Genomic DNA, 17,537 nt, shown 5'->3' with positions numbered 1-17,537 from the left:
ATGTTCTTCTATCTCTCCAAGATCTTCTGGTTCTTCGTCCAGCCGCTCAATCTGGCGATCTTCCTGCTGCTGGCTGGTTTGCTCGCGGCGCTGATCGGCCGTCGGCGGTTGGCGGCGACAGGCAGTGTGTTCGCCTTCCTCATTCTCGCGCTTTCGACTTGGACCCCGCTCGGCGCCATGATGCTCAATCCGCTGGAGGAGCGTTTCCCAAGACCGCCGCTGCCGCAAAAGGTTGACGGTATCGTCGTGCTCGGCGGCAGTCTGGAGGGCGCCATAAATTTCGTGCGCGGTGGGTACGAGCTGAACGCCAGCGGCGACCGCATGGTCGAGGCGGCCGTGCTGGCGCGGCGTTTTCCGACAGCGAAAGTCGTCATTTCCGGCGGTCCCGTTGATTTGATGCGCGCAGGCGAGGGCGATGCAGAGACAGCGCCGCGCCTTCTCACGGCCCTTGGCGTGACAGCCGATCGGCTGATCCTCGAGAAAAAATCTCGCAACACCTACGAGAATGCCGTCTTCACCAGGGAGTTGGTGACGCCGAAGCCCGGTGAAACCTGGTTGCTGGTGACCTCGGCCTTCCACATGCCGCGCGCCAAGGCGCTGTTCGACAAGGCCGGCTTTGCGACGGTTCCGTGGCCGGTCGACCATCGCACCTCGGGCAAAGAAGGCATCGGGCCGTTCCGCAATCCCGGCGATGGGCTGGACGTGACCACCACGGCGATCCGCGAATGGATCGGGCTTGCCGCCTATTGGCTGTCGGGCCGGATCGACCAGCTTTTCCCTGGCCCCGGCGGCTGACCGATGACTGCTTGTCTGGCGGCCGAGAAGAACTGGCGCCGCACCAGAACCGCCAGAAGCAGCAGCGTTGACAAAACGAACACGACCGGGTCGACGAACCAGCCGAGATAGCCGATCGAGAAGAACACGGCGCGCAGGCCTGAGTTGAAATGCTTGCCGGCCAACATGTTCATGCGCGCCGCGCGCCACACCGCCGTTTCGCTGACCGGGTTGCGCGAGGCCTCGCCATGCGCGATCGGCACCGCGCCGATCAGGATCGTGCAGTAATTGAAGAGACGATAGGCCCAGCCGAACTTGAAGAAGGCGAAGGCCAGGATCAGCACTAGGCCGAAGACCTTGATCTGAAAGGCCGAGCGCGATGAGGTTGCGTTCAGCGGCAGGTCGTTCAGCACGGCAAGCACCTGGTCGGAGGCGCCGAGCAGCGCAAAGCAGCCGCCGAGCGCAATCAGCGAACTCGAGGCGAAAAAGGCCGTGCCTTGCTGCAGGCCGCTCATGATGGCGGTGTCGACGATGCGGATCTCGCGCTCGGCCATGGTGCGCATCCAGGCCTCGCGCTGCACATTCATCGCCATCGTCAGCGACACCCGGCTGACAAGCTTCCCGTCGGACGCCAGCGTATGCAGCACCCATGCAAGGAGGAAGAAGGCCAGCGCCGCGAGATCGGCCGTCGAAAGATGGAAGGAATCGCCCATGCAATCCTTTTACCACAGGCCAGGCGTCCGTTTCGACGAATGGCTCAGGCCGGCAAAGGCGCAGCCATGTGCAACGCCTCGATGACGCTGTCAGTCCGGGTGATCCATCCGAAAGCGTGTTCGAAGTTCCACAGCGTCGACTGGCGGTTGAAGTCGGGACCCGAATGGTTCATCGCGTCCTCGACCAGGATCGGCCAGAATTCCAGCATGTAGGCGTCACGCGCGGTGGCATCGACGCAGACGTTGGTGGCGACGCCGGTGAACAGCAGATTTCGGATCTTGCGGGCGCGCAGATGCGCTTCCAGGCCGGTGTTGCAAAAGCCGCTGTAGCGCGATTTGCGGATGATCTGGTCGCCCGGTTCGGGCTTCAGCGCGTCGACGATCTGCCAGTCCCAGCTGTTGTCGATCAACAGTCTGCCGGCAAGCTCGGGACGCTCGCGCATCATGACCATCCCCAGTTCCTTGTGATGGTTCGGAGACGAGGGACCTCCCGCATCGCTGAGATCGGGCTTGTACGACATCTGCAGGTAAATGACGCTGACGCCGGCCTCGCGTGCAGCCTTGAGCAGGCGCCTGTTGGCGTCGATTGCCGGCGCGGCGCCGGATATGTCGAAGCCGGCGAGGTCGAACATGCCGCCTTTCGAGGCAAAGGCGTTCTGCATGTCCACCACGACGACAGCGGTCTCGGCAGGCGCGATGCGCACCGGCTGCGGCCTGGCATTCAACGTAAGCACGGCTTCCTCCCTTGCAAATGAGAAGCGAGGCCAAACGCGGCGGGCCTGCGATAGGCAGAATAGCCGCGCCGTCACGGTCGAGCAATCAATGTCGCTGCCGGAGCAAACAAGGTCGGCAGGTGCAGCGCGGCATTTGTCAAAACAGCACAAACATCATGGAAGTCCTATATGTAGGTCTTGATCCCATTCCCGGAGACGGCGCAGCGTGTTCCTTTCGGTTTTCGACCTGTTCAAGATCGGCATCGGGCCGTCGAGTTCGCACACGATGGGGCCGATGACGGCGGCGCGGCGGTTTCTCGACGAGGTCGCCGGCGATGACTGGCCACGCCCGGCCGGCGTCAAGGTCGATCGGATCGGCGCCAGCCTGCACGGATCGCTCGCCTATACCGGCATCGGCCATGGCTCGGACCGCGCTGTTGTTCTCGGCCTTGCCGGCCTGACACCGCAGACAGTCGACCCCGATCAGGCCGATACCATCGCCACGCGCATCGCCGCCGAGAAGCGGATTTCGCCGCCCGGCCATCCCTCTTATCGCTTCGATCCGGCGACGGATCTGGTGCTCGACAGGAAGACGCCGCTCACCGGCCATGCCAACGGCATGGCGTTCTACGCCTACGATGCCGGCGACCGGTTGCTGCTCAAGCGCATCTATTATTCGATCGGCGGCGGGTTCGTGGTCTCGGAAGAAGAGCTGCAGCGGATGAAGGTGAAGGGCTCGGTGACGACCGAAGGCAAAAAGGTGCCTTACCCCTTCAAGAACGCTGTCGAGATGCTGAAGATGGCCGGCAAGAGCGGCCTGTCGATTGCCGATATGAAGCGCGTCAACGAAGAGGCGCATATGTCGCGTGAGGAGCTCGACAGCGGCCTCGACGCCATCTGGGGCGCCATGAAGGGCTGTATCGACCGCGGCCTGTCGCAGGACGGCATCATGCCGGGCGGCTTAAAAGTGCGCCGCCGCGCCCGCATGCTGCACGACAAGCTGCAGGAGCAGTGGCAGCAGAACAAGCCCAACCCGTTGCTGGCCAATGACTGGCTGTCGATCTACGCCATGGCGGTGAACGAGGAGAATGCCGCTGGCGGCCGCGTCGTTACCGCGCCGACCAATGGCGCGGCCGGTACGCTGCCGGCCGTCCTGCGCTACTGGCTGCATTTCCATCCCGAGGCCGACCAGCCGAGCATCCGCGACTTCCTGCTGACCGCCGCAGCCGTCGGCGGCATCATCAAGACCAACGCTTCGATCTCCGGCGCCGAAGTCGGCTGCCAGGGCGAGGTGGGTTCGGCCTCGGCAATGGCCGCGGCTGGCCTCTGCGCCGTCATGGGCGGCACGCCCGAGCAGGTCGAGAACGCCGCCGAGATCGCGCTCGAACACCATCTCGGCATGACCTGCGATCCGGTCGGCGGCCTGGTCCAGGTGCCCTGCATCGAGCGCAATGCGCTTGGCGCCGTCAAGGCGGTGACGGCTGCCTCATTGGCCATCAAGGGCGACGGTATCCATTTCGTGCCGCTCGACGCCGCGATCGAAACCATGCGTCAGACCGGCCTCGACATGAACGAGAAATACAAGGAAACCAGCCTTGGCGGCCTCGCCGTCAATGTCGTGGAATGTTGAAGGCTCAACGCCACTGGCACTGTGGAGAAGTCGGGCAGGGCCGTTGACGCAACCGCGCGCCGTACTAAACCTTAAGCGATGGCACTCAATCTCCTAAAACTGTGCGTCGGTTGCGACAGCGTCGAGGATCTCGAAGAGTGGATCGCCTTCCGCCTAGATGAGCGACGCCGCGCCGGCGAACCGGCCGAGCACTGGCACACGACCCGCATGGTGCCGACACGCGGCGCCGAGGTAACTGATGGCGGCTCGCTCTATTGGGTGATCAAGGGCAGCGTGCAATGCCGCCAGTTGATCACCGAAATCCGCCCCTTCACCGACGATGAAGGTATCGGCCGCTGCCATTTGATGCTTGATTCGGAGGTCGTGCGCACCGACTGGCAGCCGCGCCGCGCCTTCCAGGGCTGGCGATACCTGAAACCGTCGGACGCGCCGGCCGATATCGGCAAGGGCAAGGCCGTCGAGATGCCGCCGAAGCTGAAGCGTGAGCTCGCCGATCTCGGTCTGCTCTAGCGCCTGGGCCGGGCGTCCTGCCCACTGTGCGATCGCTGGCCCTTTATCTTGTCCGAGACTGGACTTGCAAGCGGCCCGGCAACGCCACATCTTGGTTCTTATGAGCGACAAGAAGCAGCCAGTGCCCGCAAAGGCCAGTTCTGCGCCGGTCAAGCCTCAATCCAATGCCGGCGAGATCGACGCCTTTATCCGTCAGACGCGGTCGCTTGCCGCGTCCGCGACCGGCTCCGGGCGGCTGATCCTGGCGCTCGACGCGACGATGAGCCGCCAGCCGACCTGGGATCTCGCCACCAAGCTGCAGGGCGAAATGTTCGATGCAGTCGGCAAGGCCGGAACCCTCAGCGTCCAACTTGCCTATTTTCGCGGGCTGGGCGAATGCCGGTCATCGGCCTTCGTTGCCGATACCGATGCCTTGAAGACGCTAATGACGCGCATCGTGTGCCGAAGCGGCACCACCCAGATCGGAAAGGTCCTCACCCATGCGCTGAAGGAGACGGCGAAGGCGAAGGTCAGTGCGCTGGTCTATATCGGCGACGCCATGGAAGAGAATATCGACGACCTGGCGCAGAAGGCCGGCAGCCTAGGCCTGCACGGCGTTCCCGTCTTCGTCTTCCAGGAAGGTCATGATTCCGGCGCAGAAAAGGCGTTCAAGGAGATCGCGCGGCTGTCCAAAGGGGCCTGGTTCCGGTTCGACCGGCGGGCTGCCGCGACCCTGGCTGGACTGCTTTCAGCCGTCGCCGTCTATGCGACCGGCGGATTGAAGGCGCTCGAGGCAAGGGACCGGCCGGGAGACCGGCTGTTAATCGAGCATCTGCGGGGCGGCAGGAATTGATGGGCGCTATCATCGCAATTGTTGCACTGTTTCTGGTGCTGCTTGGCGCGGCGACGATCTTCGTCCGCGCCGACCCGCAAAAACTGGCGAGCGGCATGCGCACGCTCGGCCCGGTGCTTCTGGCGCTGGTTGGCCTCGCCATGCTGGTGGTCGGCCGCGAAGGCATTGCCGGCCTCATCCTGGCCGGGGCCCTTGCCTGGTATGGTTCGGTGCGGATGAAGCGGCCCACGGTCAGGCCGGCGCCCGGCAAGCGCTCAACGGTGCGCACAGCGGCGCTGGAGATGGAACTTGATCACGATACGGGCGGACTGGAAGGCCTGGTTCTGGCGGGCCGCCATGAAGGCAAGATGTTGGGCGCAATGGGCCTGCCCGAACTGCAGCAGCTTTACCGCGAGCTCCCCGGCGATCCGGAGAGCCGTCAGTTGCTAGAGACGTATCTTGACGGCCGTTTTCCCGTCTGGCGCAAAGACGCTGAGGCGAACGGTGGCGAAGGGCTGGGTGTTGCGCCAGGTGCGGGCGCCATGACTAAGGAGGAGGCCTACAAGGTCCTTGGTCTTGAAGCGGGGGCCGCCGCGGCGGATGTCCGCAAGGCGCACCGCCGCCTGATGCAGCGCCTGCACCCCGACATCGGCGGCACGTCTTTCCTGGCGGCGCGGATCAACGAAGCCAAGGACGTCTTGCTCTCCAATCACAACTAGTTCTCCTTCGACGCAGTAAATTTCCGGGAGATGGTCCTCGACGCCGCCCTACTGTTGGACGGCGTAGCAGGTAATTTTCTTCTTCTTCAAAGCGTTGCAGGCATTCCAGGCCGCATCCTTCGAACCGAAACCGCCGAAGCGGGCGCGGTAATAGGTTTCGCCATCCTTGTCGAAAGCGACCGTAAAACCGGAGGCAGATGCAAGGATCTTCGGCGCCTGCTTGACGGTCTTGTCGAGGAAAGCCTGGGCTTCGGACTGTTTGGGCGAAGACGCCACCTGTACCGCCCAACCGGACGGCACCGAGGCGGTGTTGACCGGATCGACCGCCGGAGGCGATGCTGGCGTGGGCTCGGCGTAGGCCGCGACCATTTGTGCCGTTTCGACCTTGGGCGCCGTCACGATGACGGTCTTGACCTTCCTGGTCTTGACGACGGGTGCGGGTTCTTCAGCCGCGGCCACCGTTTGTTCGTCAGCAGACTGCTCGTCAGCAGATGTCGGATCGTCGTTGGACGCTACGGCATCGTCTTCAACCATCGGCTTGTCGTCGGGCGTCGGCGCGTCATGCTTGGGCAACAGCACCTTGGCCAACGCTTTGATCGGATTGTCGCCACCAGCCTTGGCGATCAGGGCGCCGCCGCCGCGGGTGGAGGCGCGCGGCATATAGGCGTTGATCAGCCCGGCCATCTGGTTGTCGCGGCTGCGGCCCGAGGTTCCGCCCATGACGACGGCAACGAGGCGGCGGTTGCCGTCCGAAACCGATGAGACGAGGTTGAAGCCGGAGGCGCGGGTATAGCCGGTCTTGATGCCGTCGACGCCCTTGATGCGTCCTAGCAGGCGGTTGTGGCCGTTGATACGCTGGCGTCCGTAGAGAAAAGAGCGCTGCGAGAAATAGCCGTAATACTGCGGGTAATGTTCCCGGAGCGCGATGCCGAGCATCGCCATGTCGTGGGCGGTGGTGAACTGGCCGGGATCGGGCAGGCCGTTGGCATTGCGAAACACGGTGCCGTCCATGCCGAGCTGCCGCGCCTTGGCCGTCATCATGCGGGCGAAATTGCTCTCGCTGCCGCCGAGCAGTTCGCCGAGCGCGGTCGCCGAATCGTTGGCAGACTTGGTCACCATCGACAGGATGGCGGTCTCGACCGAAACCGCTCCGCCGGCCTTGACGCCGAGCTTGGTCGGCGGCTCAGCCGCCGCTTTTGCCGAAAACGGCACCGGCGTGTTCTTGCTGATCCGCCCCTTCGCCATGGCTTCGAAGGTCAGATAGAGCGTCATCATCTTGGTCAGCGACGCCGGGTAGCGCCGGCCATTGGCATCGGACGAATAGAGCACCTTGCCGGTCTTGGCATCGACGACGATCGCCGACGATCTGGCGGCCATCGACGATGCGGCATCCGCAACGACAAATGACATCGCCAAGGCGAGGATCATGATCGTTTTGAGGGGAGATGCGGATTTTGAACCGAAGACCGACAACGCCTGACGCACTGATAGTTCCTTTGAAACTCATTGCCCTGGAGGCGGCAAAGGGATCCGACCTCACTTGCCGTCAAACTATGCGGCCTGCGTTACCAATCCGTTTATGGTAACCGGCGCGTTCACCATTTTCCTCGGGCTTGAGGCTTTCTTTATTCGAATTTTAGTCGTTGCCGACGCAGCGCGGCCCCGACGCCGCGGAAATCTTGACTTTTGTGCAGCGCACAATATACTCTCCTGCATTGCACAACGGCGCTCAGCCAAGGGCGCTTCAAAACCGTCAAGGGAAACGTGAAATGACCCAGACCTATGAGGACTTCTCGAAATACGGCAAAGAGTTTGCCGACACCGGTTTGAAGAGCTTCGCTTCGCTCTCCAAAGGCGCTCAGGCGATCGCCACCGAAGCTGGCGAATACACCAAGAAGAGCTTCGAAGCCGGCAGCGCCGTTGTCGAAAAGCTGATCTCCGCCAAGTCGCTGGAGAAGGCGATCGAGATCCAGTCCGACTTCGCCAAGCAGAGCTATGAGAGCTTCGTTGCCGAAGCCACCAAGTTCGGCGATCTCTATGCCGAACTCGCCAAGGAGGCCTACAAGCCCTTCGAATCGATTGTCGCCAAAGCGAAGTAATTTCGCTCCAAAATACCAGGCACGGCCTTTCGGGCTTGCAAAACAGACCCGGTCGCGGATGCGCGGCCGGGTTTTTTCATGCCGGTTTCAATTCCGGGGCTTTGGCGGTTCACGATTTTGAAAATCGCCTCGGTTTGCCCACCTAGCCATATTGTCAGCTAACAAGAAGGGCTTAAAATCGTCCATCGAACACCTACATGTCGAACTCGCATGGGGATTCGAAAGAGGCAGGATTACGTGACGATCGGTTTGACTGCCACGGCAAGCGTGGTGCGGATGCAAAGTGACGGCGACGGCAATGAGGCCGGTCGCGGCACGGCCGTCATTACGCGCACGAAAACCAAGACCAAGAAGCCCAGCCTTTATCGGGTCCTTATCCTCAACGACGACTACACGCCCATGGAGTTCGTGGTTCACGTCCTGGAGCGTTTTTTTCAAAAGGACCGCGAAGCCGCCACACGCATCATGCTTCATGTTCACAATCATGGAGTGGGCGAGTGCGGGGTCTATACATTCGAGGTGGCCGAGACCAAAGTGTCCCAGGTCATGGATTTCGCCCGACAGAATCAGCATCCGCTGCAATGCGTGATGGAGAAGAAGTGAGGTAACATGCCGGCTTTCTCCCAAGGCCTGGAAAAGGCGCTTCACCAGGCGCTGACGCTCGCCAATGAGCGGCACCATGAATATGCAACCCTTGAACATCTGCTGCTCGCGCTCATCGACGACACCGAGGCGGCCGCCGTCATGCGCGCCTGCAACGTCGATCTCGACGAGCTGAAGCATACCGTTCTCACCTATATCGACACCGAGCTCGACAACCTCGTCACCGGCTACGATGAGGATTCCAAGCCGACTGCCGGCTTCCAGCGCGTCATCCAGCGCGCCGTCATCCATGTGCAGTCGTCCGGCCGCGAGGAAGTGTCCGGCGCCAACGTGCTCGTCGCCATCTTTGCCGAGCGCGAGAGCCATGCCGCCTATTTCCTGCAGGAACAGCAGATGACCCGCTACGACGCGGTCAACTACATCTCGCACGGCATCGCCAAGCGCCCGGGCGCATCGGAGACGCGCTCGCCGCGCGGCGCCGATGACGAGCAGGGCGGCCAGAATGGCGCCGAGCCGCAGGAGGAAGGCGGCAAGAAGAAGCAGCAGCAGGATGCGCTGACGGCTTATTGCGTCAACCTCAACAACAAGGCCAAGGCCGGCAAGATCGATCCGCTGATCGGCCGCGAGAGCGAGATCAACCGCACCATCCAGGTGCTGTGCCGCCGCTCCAAGAACAACCCGCTCTATGTCGGCGACCCCGGCGTCGGCAAGACGGCGATCGCCGAAGGTCTGGCCAAGCGCATCGTCGAAGGCGATGTGCCGGAAGTGCTGCAGGACGCCACCATCTTCGCGCTCGACATGGGCACGCTTCTGGCCGGCACCCGTTATCGCGGCGATTTCGAGGAGCGGCTGAAGCAGGTCGTCAAGGAGCTCGAGGATTATCCGGGCGCCGTGCTGTTCATCGACGAGATCCACACCGTTATCGGTGCCGGGGCCACCTCGGGCGGCGCCATGGATGCGTCGAACCTGTTGAAGCCGGCGCTGTCTTCGGGTGCGATCCGTTGCATCGGCTCGACCACCTACAAGGAGTTCCGCCAGTTCTTCGAGAAGGACCGCGCTCTGGTGCGGCGCTTCCAGAAGATCGACGTCAACGAGCCGACCATCGAGGACGCCATCGAAATCATGAAGGGCCTCAAGCCCTATTATGAGGAGTTCCACAAGGTGAAGTTCACCAACGAGGCGATCAAGGCTTCGGTGGAGCTGTCGGCGCGCTATATCAACGACCGCAAGCTGCCGGACAAGGCGATCGACGTGATCGACGAGACAGGCGCCTCGCAGATGCTGGTGCCGGAGGCCAAGCGCAAGAAGACGATCGGCATCAAGGAGATCGAAGCCACGATTGCCACCATGGCCCGCATCCCGCCGAAGACGGTTTCGGCCGACGACGAGAAGGTGCTGCAGGGGCTCGATATCGAGCTGAAGCGCGTCGTCTACGGCCAGGACACCGCGATCACCGCGCTGACCTCGGCGATCAAGCTGGCGCGCGCCGGCCTGCGCGAACCGGAAAAGCCGATCGGCTCTTACCTGTTCTCGGGTCCGACCGGCGTCGGCAAGACCGAAGTGGCCAAGCAGTTGGCTGCCTCGCTCGGCGTCGAACTGATCCGCTTCGACATGTCGGAATATATGGAACGCCACACCGTCTCACGGCTGATCGGCGCGCCTCCCGGCTATGTCGGCTTCGACCAGGGCGGCCTGTTGACCGACGGCGTCGACCAGCATCCGCACTGCGTGCTGCTGCTTGACGAGGTGGAGAAGGCGCATCCCGACCTGTTCAACATCCTGTTGCAGGTCATGGACCACGGCAAGCTGACCGACCACAACGGCAAGCAGATCGACTTCCGCAACGTCATCCTGATCATGACCACCAATGCGGGCGCATCCGATGCGCAGCGCGCGGCGATCGGTTTCGGTTCGACCAAGCGTGAAGGCGACGATGTCGAGGCGATCAACCGGCTGTTCACGCCGGAATTCCGCAACCGTCTCGATGCGATCATCCCGTTCGGCTCGCTGCCGGTCCCGGTCATCCATCAGGTGGTGCAGAAGTTCGTCATGCAGCTCGAAGCCCAGCTTTCCGAGCGTGGCGTCACCTTCGACCTGTCGCCGGACGCGATCGCCTGGCTCGCCGACAAGGGCTATGACGAGCGCATGGGTGCGCGGCCGCTCGGCCGGGTCATCCAGGAGCACATCAAGAAGCCGTTGGCCGACGAGGTGCTGTTCGGCAAGCTCAAGAAGGGCGGCACGGTGCGCGTCACCGTCGAAAAGAAGGAAACCGGCGAAACCGGCCTGAAGCTCGAATCGCTGGCCGACGAAGCCCCGGTGCAGCCGAAGCAGGAGCCGGAAGAGGCGCCGAAAGCCCGCAAGGCGGTGGCCAAGAAGCCCGTCGCAAAGAAGGCGGTGGCGCAAAAGCCCAAGGGCAAGGACGAGCCTGAGCCCAAGGGCAAGGACGGCGGCAAGCGCAGCCTGGTGCCGCAACTGCCACGCAAGGGCTAAAAAGTTCGCCAATGAAAAGGCCCCGGTGACGGGGCCTTTTTTCATGGCTGGCCGGTTTGCCGAAACAGCACCCCTGCTTTTCAGGGGCAGATGCTGTCAGGTCAGGCGGCGACGCCGTCGGGTGCGAAGCGGGACAGGAAATGACCGCATGCCTTCCAGATGGCGATCGAGATCAGCACGCTCGCATAGCCGTCGACAGCATAGTGCCAGCCAAGGACAACCGAGCCGACCATGATGATTGCGGCGAATGCCCACATCAACAGGCCAACCGACCGTGAGCGCCGTGCTGCATAAAGAGCGAAAAGCACCGCCATCGCCACATGCATGGACGGGAAGGCGGATATGCCGAGACTGCCTGGGGTCGCCCCGATGTAGCCGCTCCACAACATGTCCTGCGTGCTCAGCGCCCAGATCGGATAGATGTGATCGGCAGCAGCGAGCGCTTGCAGCAGGGGATGGTAGTCGCTGCCCAGCCCCAGTCGCTCGTAAAAGCACGGCCCTGCCGAAGACAGGCCCATTGCCAGGAAGAACCCCCCCAGTATCCATACGAGCATGAAGCTCATCAGGAACTGGTGGCGCAGCTTCGTGTCCTTGCGCGTGATACAAGCGATGAAGACCGAGGCGATAAGGACGACGAACCAGGAATTGTAAGCCAGGTTGAACAGTCTTACGGCGAGCGGCGACTGGACGATAAACCACAGCCATTCATGGGGAGCTCGACCGAAATGCAGCGCCCGGTCGGCCTGGGCCAATGCGTGGTCCCATGCGAATGGCGAAAGGATCGCGACCGCGCCTTTCAAGACACCGAAAGCGGATATGAGCGCAATGCTCGCAGCCAGACCATTGAGGCTGTTGGCGTTGCGCTCGGCGTCGCCGAAGAAGCCACCCATCGATCTCAGAAAAGTGCCGAGCGGTTCAGTATCCCGCTTGATGAGCGCAAGGTGAAAAAAACTGCCGAGTGCGAAGGCACAGCCGCCCATCCAGAAAGCGAACAGAAGATATAGGGCGTAGTCTTCCAGCACGCTGAAATCCGGCATGTTTCCGGTACGCAGGCCGACCGCGGCTGCCAAGAGCAAGGCAGCGATGGCCATCACGTGCAGCAGCCGGTGTCGCCGGTATGCGTCCGCCAAGATGCTCAGAAAGATCCGCCCGGCACCTGCTTTTGCCAACGGTTCTGATGTCGCAACCGAATTTCCCACGATTTTTGAAAACCCAAACGCACCACGGTACGGCAAGTTACCATGGCGTGGTTTGATACTTTCCTAACCGACGCGGAGGAATTTGCCCAAGCGCATCGCCTTGAGGCACCCCGGCTTCAACCGTTCAGCACTGCCCGGATCTTGGCCGCGTTCTCAGCCAGCACTTCGGGCTTCTCCATCTGTCCCGTGTGCGGCTTGAGCGCGATGCCTTCGAACCGCGGGATGACATGGACATGCAGGTGATAGACGGTCTGGCCAGAGGCCGGTTCGTTGAACTGCAGGACGGTGACGCCGTCGGCGCCGAATGCTTTTTTGACCGCCAGCGCCACCTGCTTAACGACCGTGAACAGCGGGCCGAGCGTCGACGCATCGGCATCGAGCAGATTGCGCGACGGCGCCTTCGGCACAACCAGCGTGTGCCCGAGCCCCTGCGGCATCACATCCATGAAGGCAACCACCGCGTCATCCTCGTAAACGCGGTGCGAGGGGATTTCGCCGCGCAGGATCTTTGCGAAGATATTGCTGGGGTCGTAGCTGGCTTCAGCCATGGCGGTGCTCCGGAATTGTGCCTCCCCGTGTAGCGAAGCCTCCCCAAACCGGCAAGTCAGTCAGGTGACATCGGCCATGCGCGCTTGGAACCAGCGCGCGACGGAAACGCCGTCCTTTGTAGACGCGATGTCGAAACCGGCGGCTGGATCGTCGTTGCGCAAGGCGGCACGGGTGGCGAGACCGGATTGAGACCGCTATTCCTCGAGGTCCTTGCGGAAAGGCGTGTGCTCTTCCAGAATTTCGGCCATTCGCTCGACCTCGCGCCGCTCACGCCGGAGGTAATTTGCCACCGCATTGCGCAAGCCGGGATGCGCAATGTAATGCGCCGAATGCATGGTCACGGGACGGTAGCCGCGGGCCAGCTTGTGCTCACCCTGCGCACCCGCCTCGACCACCTTCAGCTTGCGCTCAATGGCGAAGTCGATAGCCTGGTGGTAGCAGACCTCGAAATGCAGGAAGGGGTGGTCCTCGATGCAGCCCCAATTGCGCCCGTAGAGCGCATCGGAGCCGATGAAGTTGATGGCGCCGGCGATATAGCGGCCGTTGCGTTTGGCCATCACCAGCAGGATGTCGTCGGCCATGCGCTCGCCGATCAGCGAGAAGAACTGGCGGTTGAGATAGGGCCGGCCCCATTTGCGGCTGCCGGTATCCATGTAGAAGGCAAAGAAATCGTCCCAGGCCTTTTCGGTCAGGTCCTTGCCGGTCAGCCGGTCGATCGAGATGTCGTTGGCGAGCGCCTCGCGGCGCTCCTTCTTCATCGCCTTGCGCTTGCGCGATGCCAGCGTGGCGAGGAAATCGTCATAGGTCGAAAAGCCTTCGTTGAAGAAATGGAACTGCTGGTCGGTGCGGTGCAGGAAACCGGATGCTTCGAGGGTGGCGACGTCGCTTTCCTGCGCGAAGGTGACGTGCGCTGAGGACACACCGAGCTTTTCCGTCACCGCCTTCAGGCCTGCCGCGAGACCAGCTTTAACAGTCGCGCTATCCTCGCCCCTGCTGAACAGCAGGCGAGGGCCGGTGACAGGGGAGAACGGCACGGCGCACTGCAATTTTGGATAGTAGCGGCCCCCGGCGCGCTCGAATGCATCCGACCAGCCATGGTCGAAGACATATTCGCCCTGGCTGTGCGATTTGAGATAGCAAGGCATCGCGCCCAGCAGCCGGCCTTGCGCATTTTCCAGCCTGAGATGATGGCCCTGCCAGCCGGTGCGCCGCACGGCGCAGCCGGAATCCTCAAGTGCGCTCAGAAAAGCGTATGAAATCAGAGGGTTATAGCCGTTTCCTGTGCCGCCGCGCGTGGTGCCGGCAAAGCCGTTCCACTCATCGCATGTGAAGGCATTAATTCCAGCGGCGATGCGGATGGAAAACTCCGCATTCGCCGTTTGTCCATCGCCTTCGTCACCCTGATCCATGAGACTTATTTAAGCTCTGTGCGGGCCGCTACAAGTCACGTTTGAGGCACTTGGCTCAAGCGACTTTGACCAGATCGGGTTCGAACCCTTCGAAGGTCATTTGGTCGGCATATTTGAAGGTGAGATCGACCGCCGGCTGGTCATGCACCGTCCAGGTGATGACAGGCATTTTCAGCTTTTCGCGCACGAAGCTGACGAACGGGTTCGGCAAATCGCCCGCGGCATAGGAGGTGAAGGCAAGGTCGTGCGCCAGCATGGCGAAATGCGCCTCGATCAACTGGTTGTCCCGGCCATAGGCCGTGAGCCCGCCCGGAATGCCAGGCGCATCTTTGGGGAAATCGCGGACCAGCCAATGATCGAACGACATGATCGCGGCCTTGCCCCTGTAGCGCTTGAGCATCTTGCCGACGCTGGCCACCAGCCCCTCGTCATAGCCGGGCACGCCCTTCAGTTCGACGACCAGAGGCACGCGGCCGTCGACCAGGTCGAGCACTTCCTGCAGCTTCGGCACATGGTCCTTGGTGCCACCGATACTGAGTGCCGCCAGTTCCGCCGCTGTGCGTTGCCAGACGAAGCCGTCCTGACCGGTCAGCCGCTTGAGGTCGCCGTCATGCATGATGACGGGAACGCGGTCGGACGACAGGTGCACGTCGCATTCGATCGCATAACCGCGCTCGGCGGCCGCCGCGAAGGCCGACAGCGTGTTCTCCCAGCGCGTCTTGTTCATGTCGTGGAGGCCGCGATGCGCGACGGGGCGGGCGGTCAGCCAGGAAAGGTCGGTCATGGTCGTGGCTCTGCTCATGCGACTTCGAAGACGGCTTCGATTTCCACTGCGGCATTAAGCGGCAGCGAGGCGGTGCCGACGGCAGAGCGGGCATGCTTGCCGCGTTCGCCAAGGATGGCGACCAGGAAATCGGAGGCGCCGTTGGCGACCAGATGCTGCTCGACGAAATCCGGCGCTGATGCGACGAAGACGGTGATCTTGACCAGACGCTGGATCTTTTCGAGATCGCCAAGCGCCGCCTTGGCCTGCGCCAAGATGTTGACTGCGCAGTATTTTGCACCTTCCTTGCCGGCTGCCGTGTCGATGTCGCGGCCGAGCAGGCCGCTTGCCTGCAGCTTGCCGTCCTTGAGCGGCAACTGTCCGGCGGTGAACAAGAGATTGCCAGACCTGCAATAGGGCACATAGTTCGCGGCGGGTGCTGCGGCGGCCGGTAACGTCACGCCGAGATCGCTTAGCCGCTTTTCGATTGTTTCACTCATCGTATTTCCCTATTGCTTGGAGACGCTGCGCTGGCCGGGGCCGAAATTGCTATTTTTGCCTCGCTTCCGCCACGACTTTTTTTAAGCTGGACCATCTTTCCCTGCGGCCTGCCACCAGCCGCGACGATCGGAGCCCCCTATGCGCGCAACGCGCCTTGCCTTCCACGCCGTTCTTGTCCCGGTGCTGTTCTCGATGGCTCCCGCCTTTGCCGTGCCGGCATTGCAGGCGCATCGCGCCGTCTACGATCTTACGCTCAGCAAGGCGTCGGACCGTTCGGGGATCACCGGCATCTCCGGCCGCATGGTCTATGAGTTCAATGGCTCCCCCTGCGAGGGCTATACGGTAAAATTCCGTTTCGTCACCCAGATCGTCACCGGCGACAACACCCGGCTGACCGACCAGCAGACCACCACGTTCGAGGATGCGGAAGGCAAGACCTTCTCGTTCGTGACCAAATCCTTCGTCGACCAGAATCTCGACAAGGAGGTCAAGGGCACCGCCACCAAGGAGACCAAGGGCCTCAAGGTCGACATCGACAAGCCCGAGAAGAACAGCCTCGAACTCGCCGCCACCCAGTTCCCGACCCAGCATCTGGTTGAACTGATCGGCAAGGCCGAGAAGGGCGAGAATTTCTACGAAACCAGCCTGTTCGACGGTTCGGAAGACGCCAACAAGGTGATGACCACCACCGTCATCGTCGGCAAGAAGACCGAGGGCGACAAGGCCGATCCCGAGGCGCCGGCGCTGGCCAAGCTTGCCGGCGACAAATACTGGCCGGTCGACATCGCCTATTTCGACGAGACCGACAAATCCGGCGAAGAGGTGCCGGAATACCGCATCAGCTTCAAGCTGCATGAGAACGGCATCACCCGCGACCTTACCATGGACTATGGCGAGTTCTCGATGACCGGCAAGCTGGTCAACCTGTCGCTGTTCTCTCAGACAAAGCCTTGTCCGGTCTCGAAATAACAACAGTGAGGAGCTGTCCACGGCAGGCTTGATGGCGGTGTATGTCGATGCGGCGATCTGGAAGTGGGCCGGCCATCGCTGGTGCCACCTGATGGCAGACGATACCGACGAGCTGCATCGTTTCGCCGCCGTGCTTGGCGTCAAGCGTTCGTCCTACCAAGGCCCGCCCAAGACATCGGCGCCGCACTATGACATAACCGGCTTCGAGCGCGACCGCGCGGTGCGGCTCGGCGCCATCGAATGCAGCCGCGAGGAGATCGTCGCGATCTTCCGGCGCGTGCGGGTGCCCAACGGAAAGGGCCGATCGTGACTTTAACGGCATTCCTGGCCTACTGCCTTGCCATCACGCTTGCCGCCGCAACGCCGGGTCCGGCGATGTTCGCGGTTATCACCAACGGCGTTTCGCGTGGGTTCCTGCGGGCCTTCGTTGCCGGAGTTGGTATCGCTGCCGGGGACGCCGTGTTGGTCACCCTGGCCCTGCTCGGACTGGTGGCGCTGGCCCAGACTTTCGAATGGGTGTTTCTCGCCTTGAAATATGCCGGTGCGGCCTACCTGATCTTTCTCGGCGTCAAGATGTGGCGGGCCGCGGCCGCGCAATCGACTGCGCAGGGGATGCCTCAAACCAGATTGTCGCGGTCGTTCCTGCTTGGCGCCTCCGTTGCGCTCGGCAATCCGAAGGCGATTCTGTTCCATGCTTCGATCATGCCGCTGATCCTCAACCTCGACACCATGACATTTGCCGATGGCCTGCTGGTGGTGGCCGTCGTCGTCAGCGTCAACATCCTCACCATGGGCACCTACGCCGCGCTGGCGGGCAGGGCATCCGGCTGGTTCAGGACGCCCAAACGCATGCGGCTGATGAACCGGTTCGCCGGTAGCGCCATGATCGGCACCGGAGCGCTGATTGCCGCACGCTGAGCGGTAAAGCGCCTCACCGCTGTCGATAGCTAATCAAGTTGTCCGGTTTGGTAGCACATCATTTGTCCGCTTCTGTTTTGCGTCGAAGCGGTTCACGCGGCTTGCCTGATGGGGCAAGTTTCCTCGATTGCGGCGCCATCAGGCCTGTATCGCGCAATGCGGCGCGG

Annotated in this window: 19 protein-coding genes; 11 read left to right on the top strand and 8 right to left on the bottom strand. The window is 62.3% G+C overall.

Annotation, left to right across the window (positions count from 1 at the left end):
- Entirely contained in the window at positions 1–795 is a 795-nt protein-coding gene (locus tag AC04SG_RS05725) for a YdcF family protein (RefSeq protein WP_488550253.1), read from the top strand.
- Here AC04SG_RS05725 and AC04SG_RS05720 read toward each other — a convergent pair.
- Complete coding sequence (locus AC04SG_RS05720) at positions 744–1,487, bottom strand: DUF599 domain-containing protein (RefSeq protein ID WP_112561618.1); 744 nt, start codon at positions 1,485–1,487, stop codon at positions 744–746. The two genes, AC04SG_RS05725 and AC04SG_RS05720, sit on opposite strands and share 52 nt — an antisense overlap.
- Positions 1,488–1,531: 44 nt before the next feature.
- Positions 1,532–2,221 (bottom strand): cysteine hydrolase family protein, encoded by a 690-nt coding sequence (locus tag AC04SG_RS05715; protein ID WP_488550252.1) that lies wholly within the window; start codon positions 2,219–2,221, stop codon positions 1,532–1,534.
- 205 nt (positions 2,222–2,426) lie between these two features.
- On the opposite strand from AC04SG_RS05715, the gene AC04SG_RS05710 reads away from it, so the two are divergent.
- The 4 genes from AC04SG_RS05710 to AC04SG_RS05695 all read left to right on the top strand — a co-directional run bounded on the left by AC04SG_RS05710 (position 2,427) and on the right by AC04SG_RS05695 (position 5,870).
- Positions 2,427–3,830, top strand: coding sequence for an L-serine ammonia-lyase (locus AC04SG_RS05710; RefSeq protein WP_488550251.1), 1,404 nt, complete (start codon positions 2,427–2,429; stop codon positions 3,828–3,830).
- Between the two features lie 78 nt (positions 3,831–3,908).
- Positions 3,909–4,340 carry a DUF1489 family protein gene (locus AC04SG_RS05705; RefSeq protein ID WP_488550250.1) on the top strand — a complete coding sequence of 144 codons (432 nt, stop codon included), beginning with the start codon at positions 3,909–3,911 and terminating at the stop codon, positions 4,338–4,340.
- 100 nt (positions 4,341–4,440) lie between these two features.
- A complete protein-coding gene (locus AC04SG_RS05700) occupies positions 4,441–5,172 on the top strand; it encodes a VWA domain-containing protein (RefSeq protein WP_488550249.1) in 732 nt (243 codons plus the stop codon).
- Entirely contained in the window at positions 5,172–5,870 is a 699-nt protein-coding gene (locus AC04SG_RS05695) for a DnaJ domain-containing protein (RefSeq protein ID WP_488550248.1), read from the top strand. Before AC04SG_RS05700 ends, AC04SG_RS05695 begins: the two co-directional genes overlap by 1 nt.
- A gap of 48 nt (positions 5,871–5,918) precedes the next feature.
- On the opposite strand, the gene AC04SG_RS05690 is transcribed toward AC04SG_RS05695, so the two are convergent.
- Entirely contained in the window at positions 5,919–7,298 is a 1,380-nt protein-coding gene (locus AC04SG_RS05690; RefSeq protein WP_488550391.1) for an SPOR domain-containing protein, read from the bottom strand.
- 341 nt (positions 7,299–7,639) lie between these two features.
- Here AC04SG_RS05690 and AC04SG_RS05685 point away from each other — a divergent pair, with 341 nt between their 5' ends.
- The 3 genes from AC04SG_RS05685 (at position 7,640) to clpA (ending at position 11,062) form a co-directional block, all read left to right on the top strand.
- Positions 7,640–7,969: a phasin family protein gene (locus AC04SG_RS05685; RefSeq protein ID WP_488550247.1), complete on the top strand. Its 330-nt coding sequence runs from the start codon at positions 7,640–7,642 to the stop codon at positions 7,967–7,969.
- Between the two features lie 276 nt (positions 7,970–8,245).
- Positions 8,246–8,572, top strand: coding sequence for an ATP-dependent Clp protease adapter ClpS (gene clpS / locus AC04SG_RS05680; protein WP_023671012.1), 327 nt, complete (start codon positions 8,246–8,248; stop codon positions 8,570–8,572).
- A gap of 6 nt (positions 8,573–8,578) precedes the next feature.
- The gene (clpA, locus tag AC04SG_RS05675) at positions 8,579–11,062 is read left to right on the top strand and encodes an ATP-dependent Clp protease ATP-binding subunit ClpA (protein WP_112561626.1); all 2,484 of its coding nucleotides are present in this window, start codon (positions 8,579–8,581) and stop codon (positions 11,060–11,062) included.
- A gap of 101 nt (positions 11,063–11,163) precedes the next feature.
- Here the strand turns inward: clpA and AC04SG_RS05670 are convergent, their stop codons facing one another.
- From AC04SG_RS05670 to AC04SG_RS05650, 5 genes are all read right to left on the bottom strand, one after another.
- Entirely contained in the window at positions 11,164–12,297 is a 1,134-nt protein-coding gene (locus AC04SG_RS05670) for a phosphatase PAP2 family protein (RefSeq protein WP_488550246.1), read from the bottom strand.
- Between the two features lie 80 nt (positions 12,298–12,377).
- Positions 12,378–12,809: an HIT family protein gene (locus AC04SG_RS05665; protein WP_488550245.1), complete on the bottom strand. Its 432-nt coding sequence runs from the start codon at positions 12,807–12,809 to the stop codon at positions 12,378–12,380.
- A gap of 195 nt (positions 12,810–13,004) precedes the next feature.
- Positions 13,005–14,219, bottom strand: coding sequence for a GNAT family N-acetyltransferase (locus tag AC04SG_RS05660; RefSeq protein ID WP_488550244.1), 1,215 nt, complete (start codon positions 14,217–14,219; stop codon positions 13,005–13,007).
- Positions 14,220–14,274: 55 nt separating this feature from the next.
- Positions 14,275–15,003: a glycerophosphodiester phosphodiesterase gene (locus AC04SG_RS05655; protein ID WP_488550390.1), complete on the bottom strand. Its 729-nt coding sequence runs from the start codon at positions 15,001–15,003 to the stop codon at positions 14,275–14,277.
- 14 nt (positions 15,004–15,017) lie between these two features.
- Positions 15,018–15,482, bottom strand: a complete 465-nt coding sequence (locus tag AC04SG_RS05650; RefSeq protein WP_488550243.1) for a RidA family protein — start codon at positions 15,480–15,482, stop codon at positions 15,018–15,020.
- A 139-nt stretch (positions 15,483–15,621) separates the two neighbouring features.
- On the opposite strand from AC04SG_RS05650, the gene AC04SG_RS05645 reads away from it, so the two are divergent.
- The 3 genes from AC04SG_RS05645 to AC04SG_RS05635 are packed head-to-tail and all read left to right on the top strand — an operon-like array spanning position 15,622 to position 17,370.
- Complete coding sequence (locus AC04SG_RS05645) at positions 15,622–16,452, top strand: cell envelope integrity EipB family protein (RefSeq protein WP_488550242.1); 831 nt, start codon at positions 15,622–15,624, stop codon at positions 16,450–16,452.
- 31 nt (positions 16,453–16,483) lie between these two features.
- Positions 16,484–16,762 (top strand): DUF4031 domain-containing protein, encoded by a 279-nt coding sequence (locus AC04SG_RS05640; protein ID WP_112561631.1) that lies wholly within the window; start codon positions 16,484–16,486, stop codon positions 16,760–16,762.
- Positions 16,759–17,370 carry a LysE family translocator gene (locus tag AC04SG_RS05635; RefSeq protein WP_488550241.1) on the top strand — a complete coding sequence of 204 codons (612 nt, stop codon included), beginning with the start codon at positions 16,759–16,761 and terminating at the stop codon, positions 17,368–17,370. The genes AC04SG_RS05640 and AC04SG_RS05635 overlap by 4 nt, the downstream gene beginning before the upstream one ends.
- Positions 17,371–17,537: the final 167 nt, after the last annotated feature.

The sequence above is a fragment of the Mesorhizobium sp. CNPSo 4684 genome, from assembly GCF_057784315.1.
This window is presented reverse-complemented; position numbering and strand designations above follow the sequence as displayed.

Bases quoted from the DNA above. Each gene is read 5' to 3' on its own strand.
- AC04SG_RS05690 (WP_488550391.1), bottom strand. From the start codon at position 7,298: ATGATCCTCGCCTTGGCGATGTCATTTGTCGTTGCGGATGCCGCATCG.
- clpS (WP_023671012.1), top strand. From the start codon at position 8,246: ATGCAAAGTGACGGCGACGGCAATGAGGCCGGTCGCGGCACGGCCGTC.
- AC04SG_RS05705 (WP_488550250.1), top strand. From the start codon at position 3,909: ATGGCACTCAATCTCCTAAAACTGTGCGTCGGTTGCGACAGCGTCGAG.
- AC04SG_RS05645 (WP_488550242.1), top strand. From the start codon at position 15,622: ATGCGCGCAACGCGCCTTGCCTTCCACGCCGTTCTTGTCCCGGTGCTG.
- AC04SG_RS05665 (WP_488550245.1), bottom strand. From the start codon at position 12,809: ATGGCTGAAGCCAGCTACGACCCCAGCAATATCTTCGCAAAGATCCTG.
- AC04SG_RS05660 (WP_488550244.1), bottom strand. From the start codon at position 14,219: ATGGATCAGGGTGACGAAGGCGATGGACAAACGGCGAATGCGGAGTTT.
- AC04SG_RS05720 (WP_112561618.1), bottom strand. From the start codon at position 1,487: ATGGGCGATTCCTTCCATCTTTCGACGGCCGATCTCGCGGCGCTGGCC.
- AC04SG_RS05700 (WP_488550249.1), top strand. From the start codon at position 4,441: ATGAGCGACAAGAAGCAGCCAGTGCCCGCAAAGGCCAGTTCTGCGCCG.
- AC04SG_RS05640 (WP_112561631.1), top strand. From the start codon at position 16,484: ATGGCGGTGTATGTCGATGCGGCGATCTGGAAGTGGGCCGGCCATCGC.
- AC04SG_RS05655 (WP_488550390.1), bottom strand. From the start codon at position 15,003: ATGACCGACCTTTCCTGGCTGACCGCCCGCCCCGTCGCGCATCGCGGC.
- AC04SG_RS05650 (WP_488550243.1), bottom strand. From the start codon at position 15,482: ATGAGTGAAACAATCGAAAAGCGGCTAAGCGATCTCGGCGTGACGTTA.
- clpA (WP_112561626.1), top strand. From the start codon at position 8,579: ATGCCGGCTTTCTCCCAAGGCCTGGAAAAGGCGCTTCACCAGGCGCTG.
- AC04SG_RS05695 (WP_488550248.1), top strand. From the start codon at position 5,172: ATGGGCGCTATCATCGCAATTGTTGCACTGTTTCTGGTGCTGCTTGGC.
- AC04SG_RS05725 (WP_488550253.1), top strand. From the start codon at position 1: ATGTTCTTCTATCTCTCCAAGATCTTCTGGTTCTTCGTCCAGCCGCTC.
- AC04SG_RS05685 (WP_488550247.1), top strand. From the start codon at position 7,640: ATGACCCAGACCTATGAGGACTTCTCGAAATACGGCAAAGAGTTTGCC.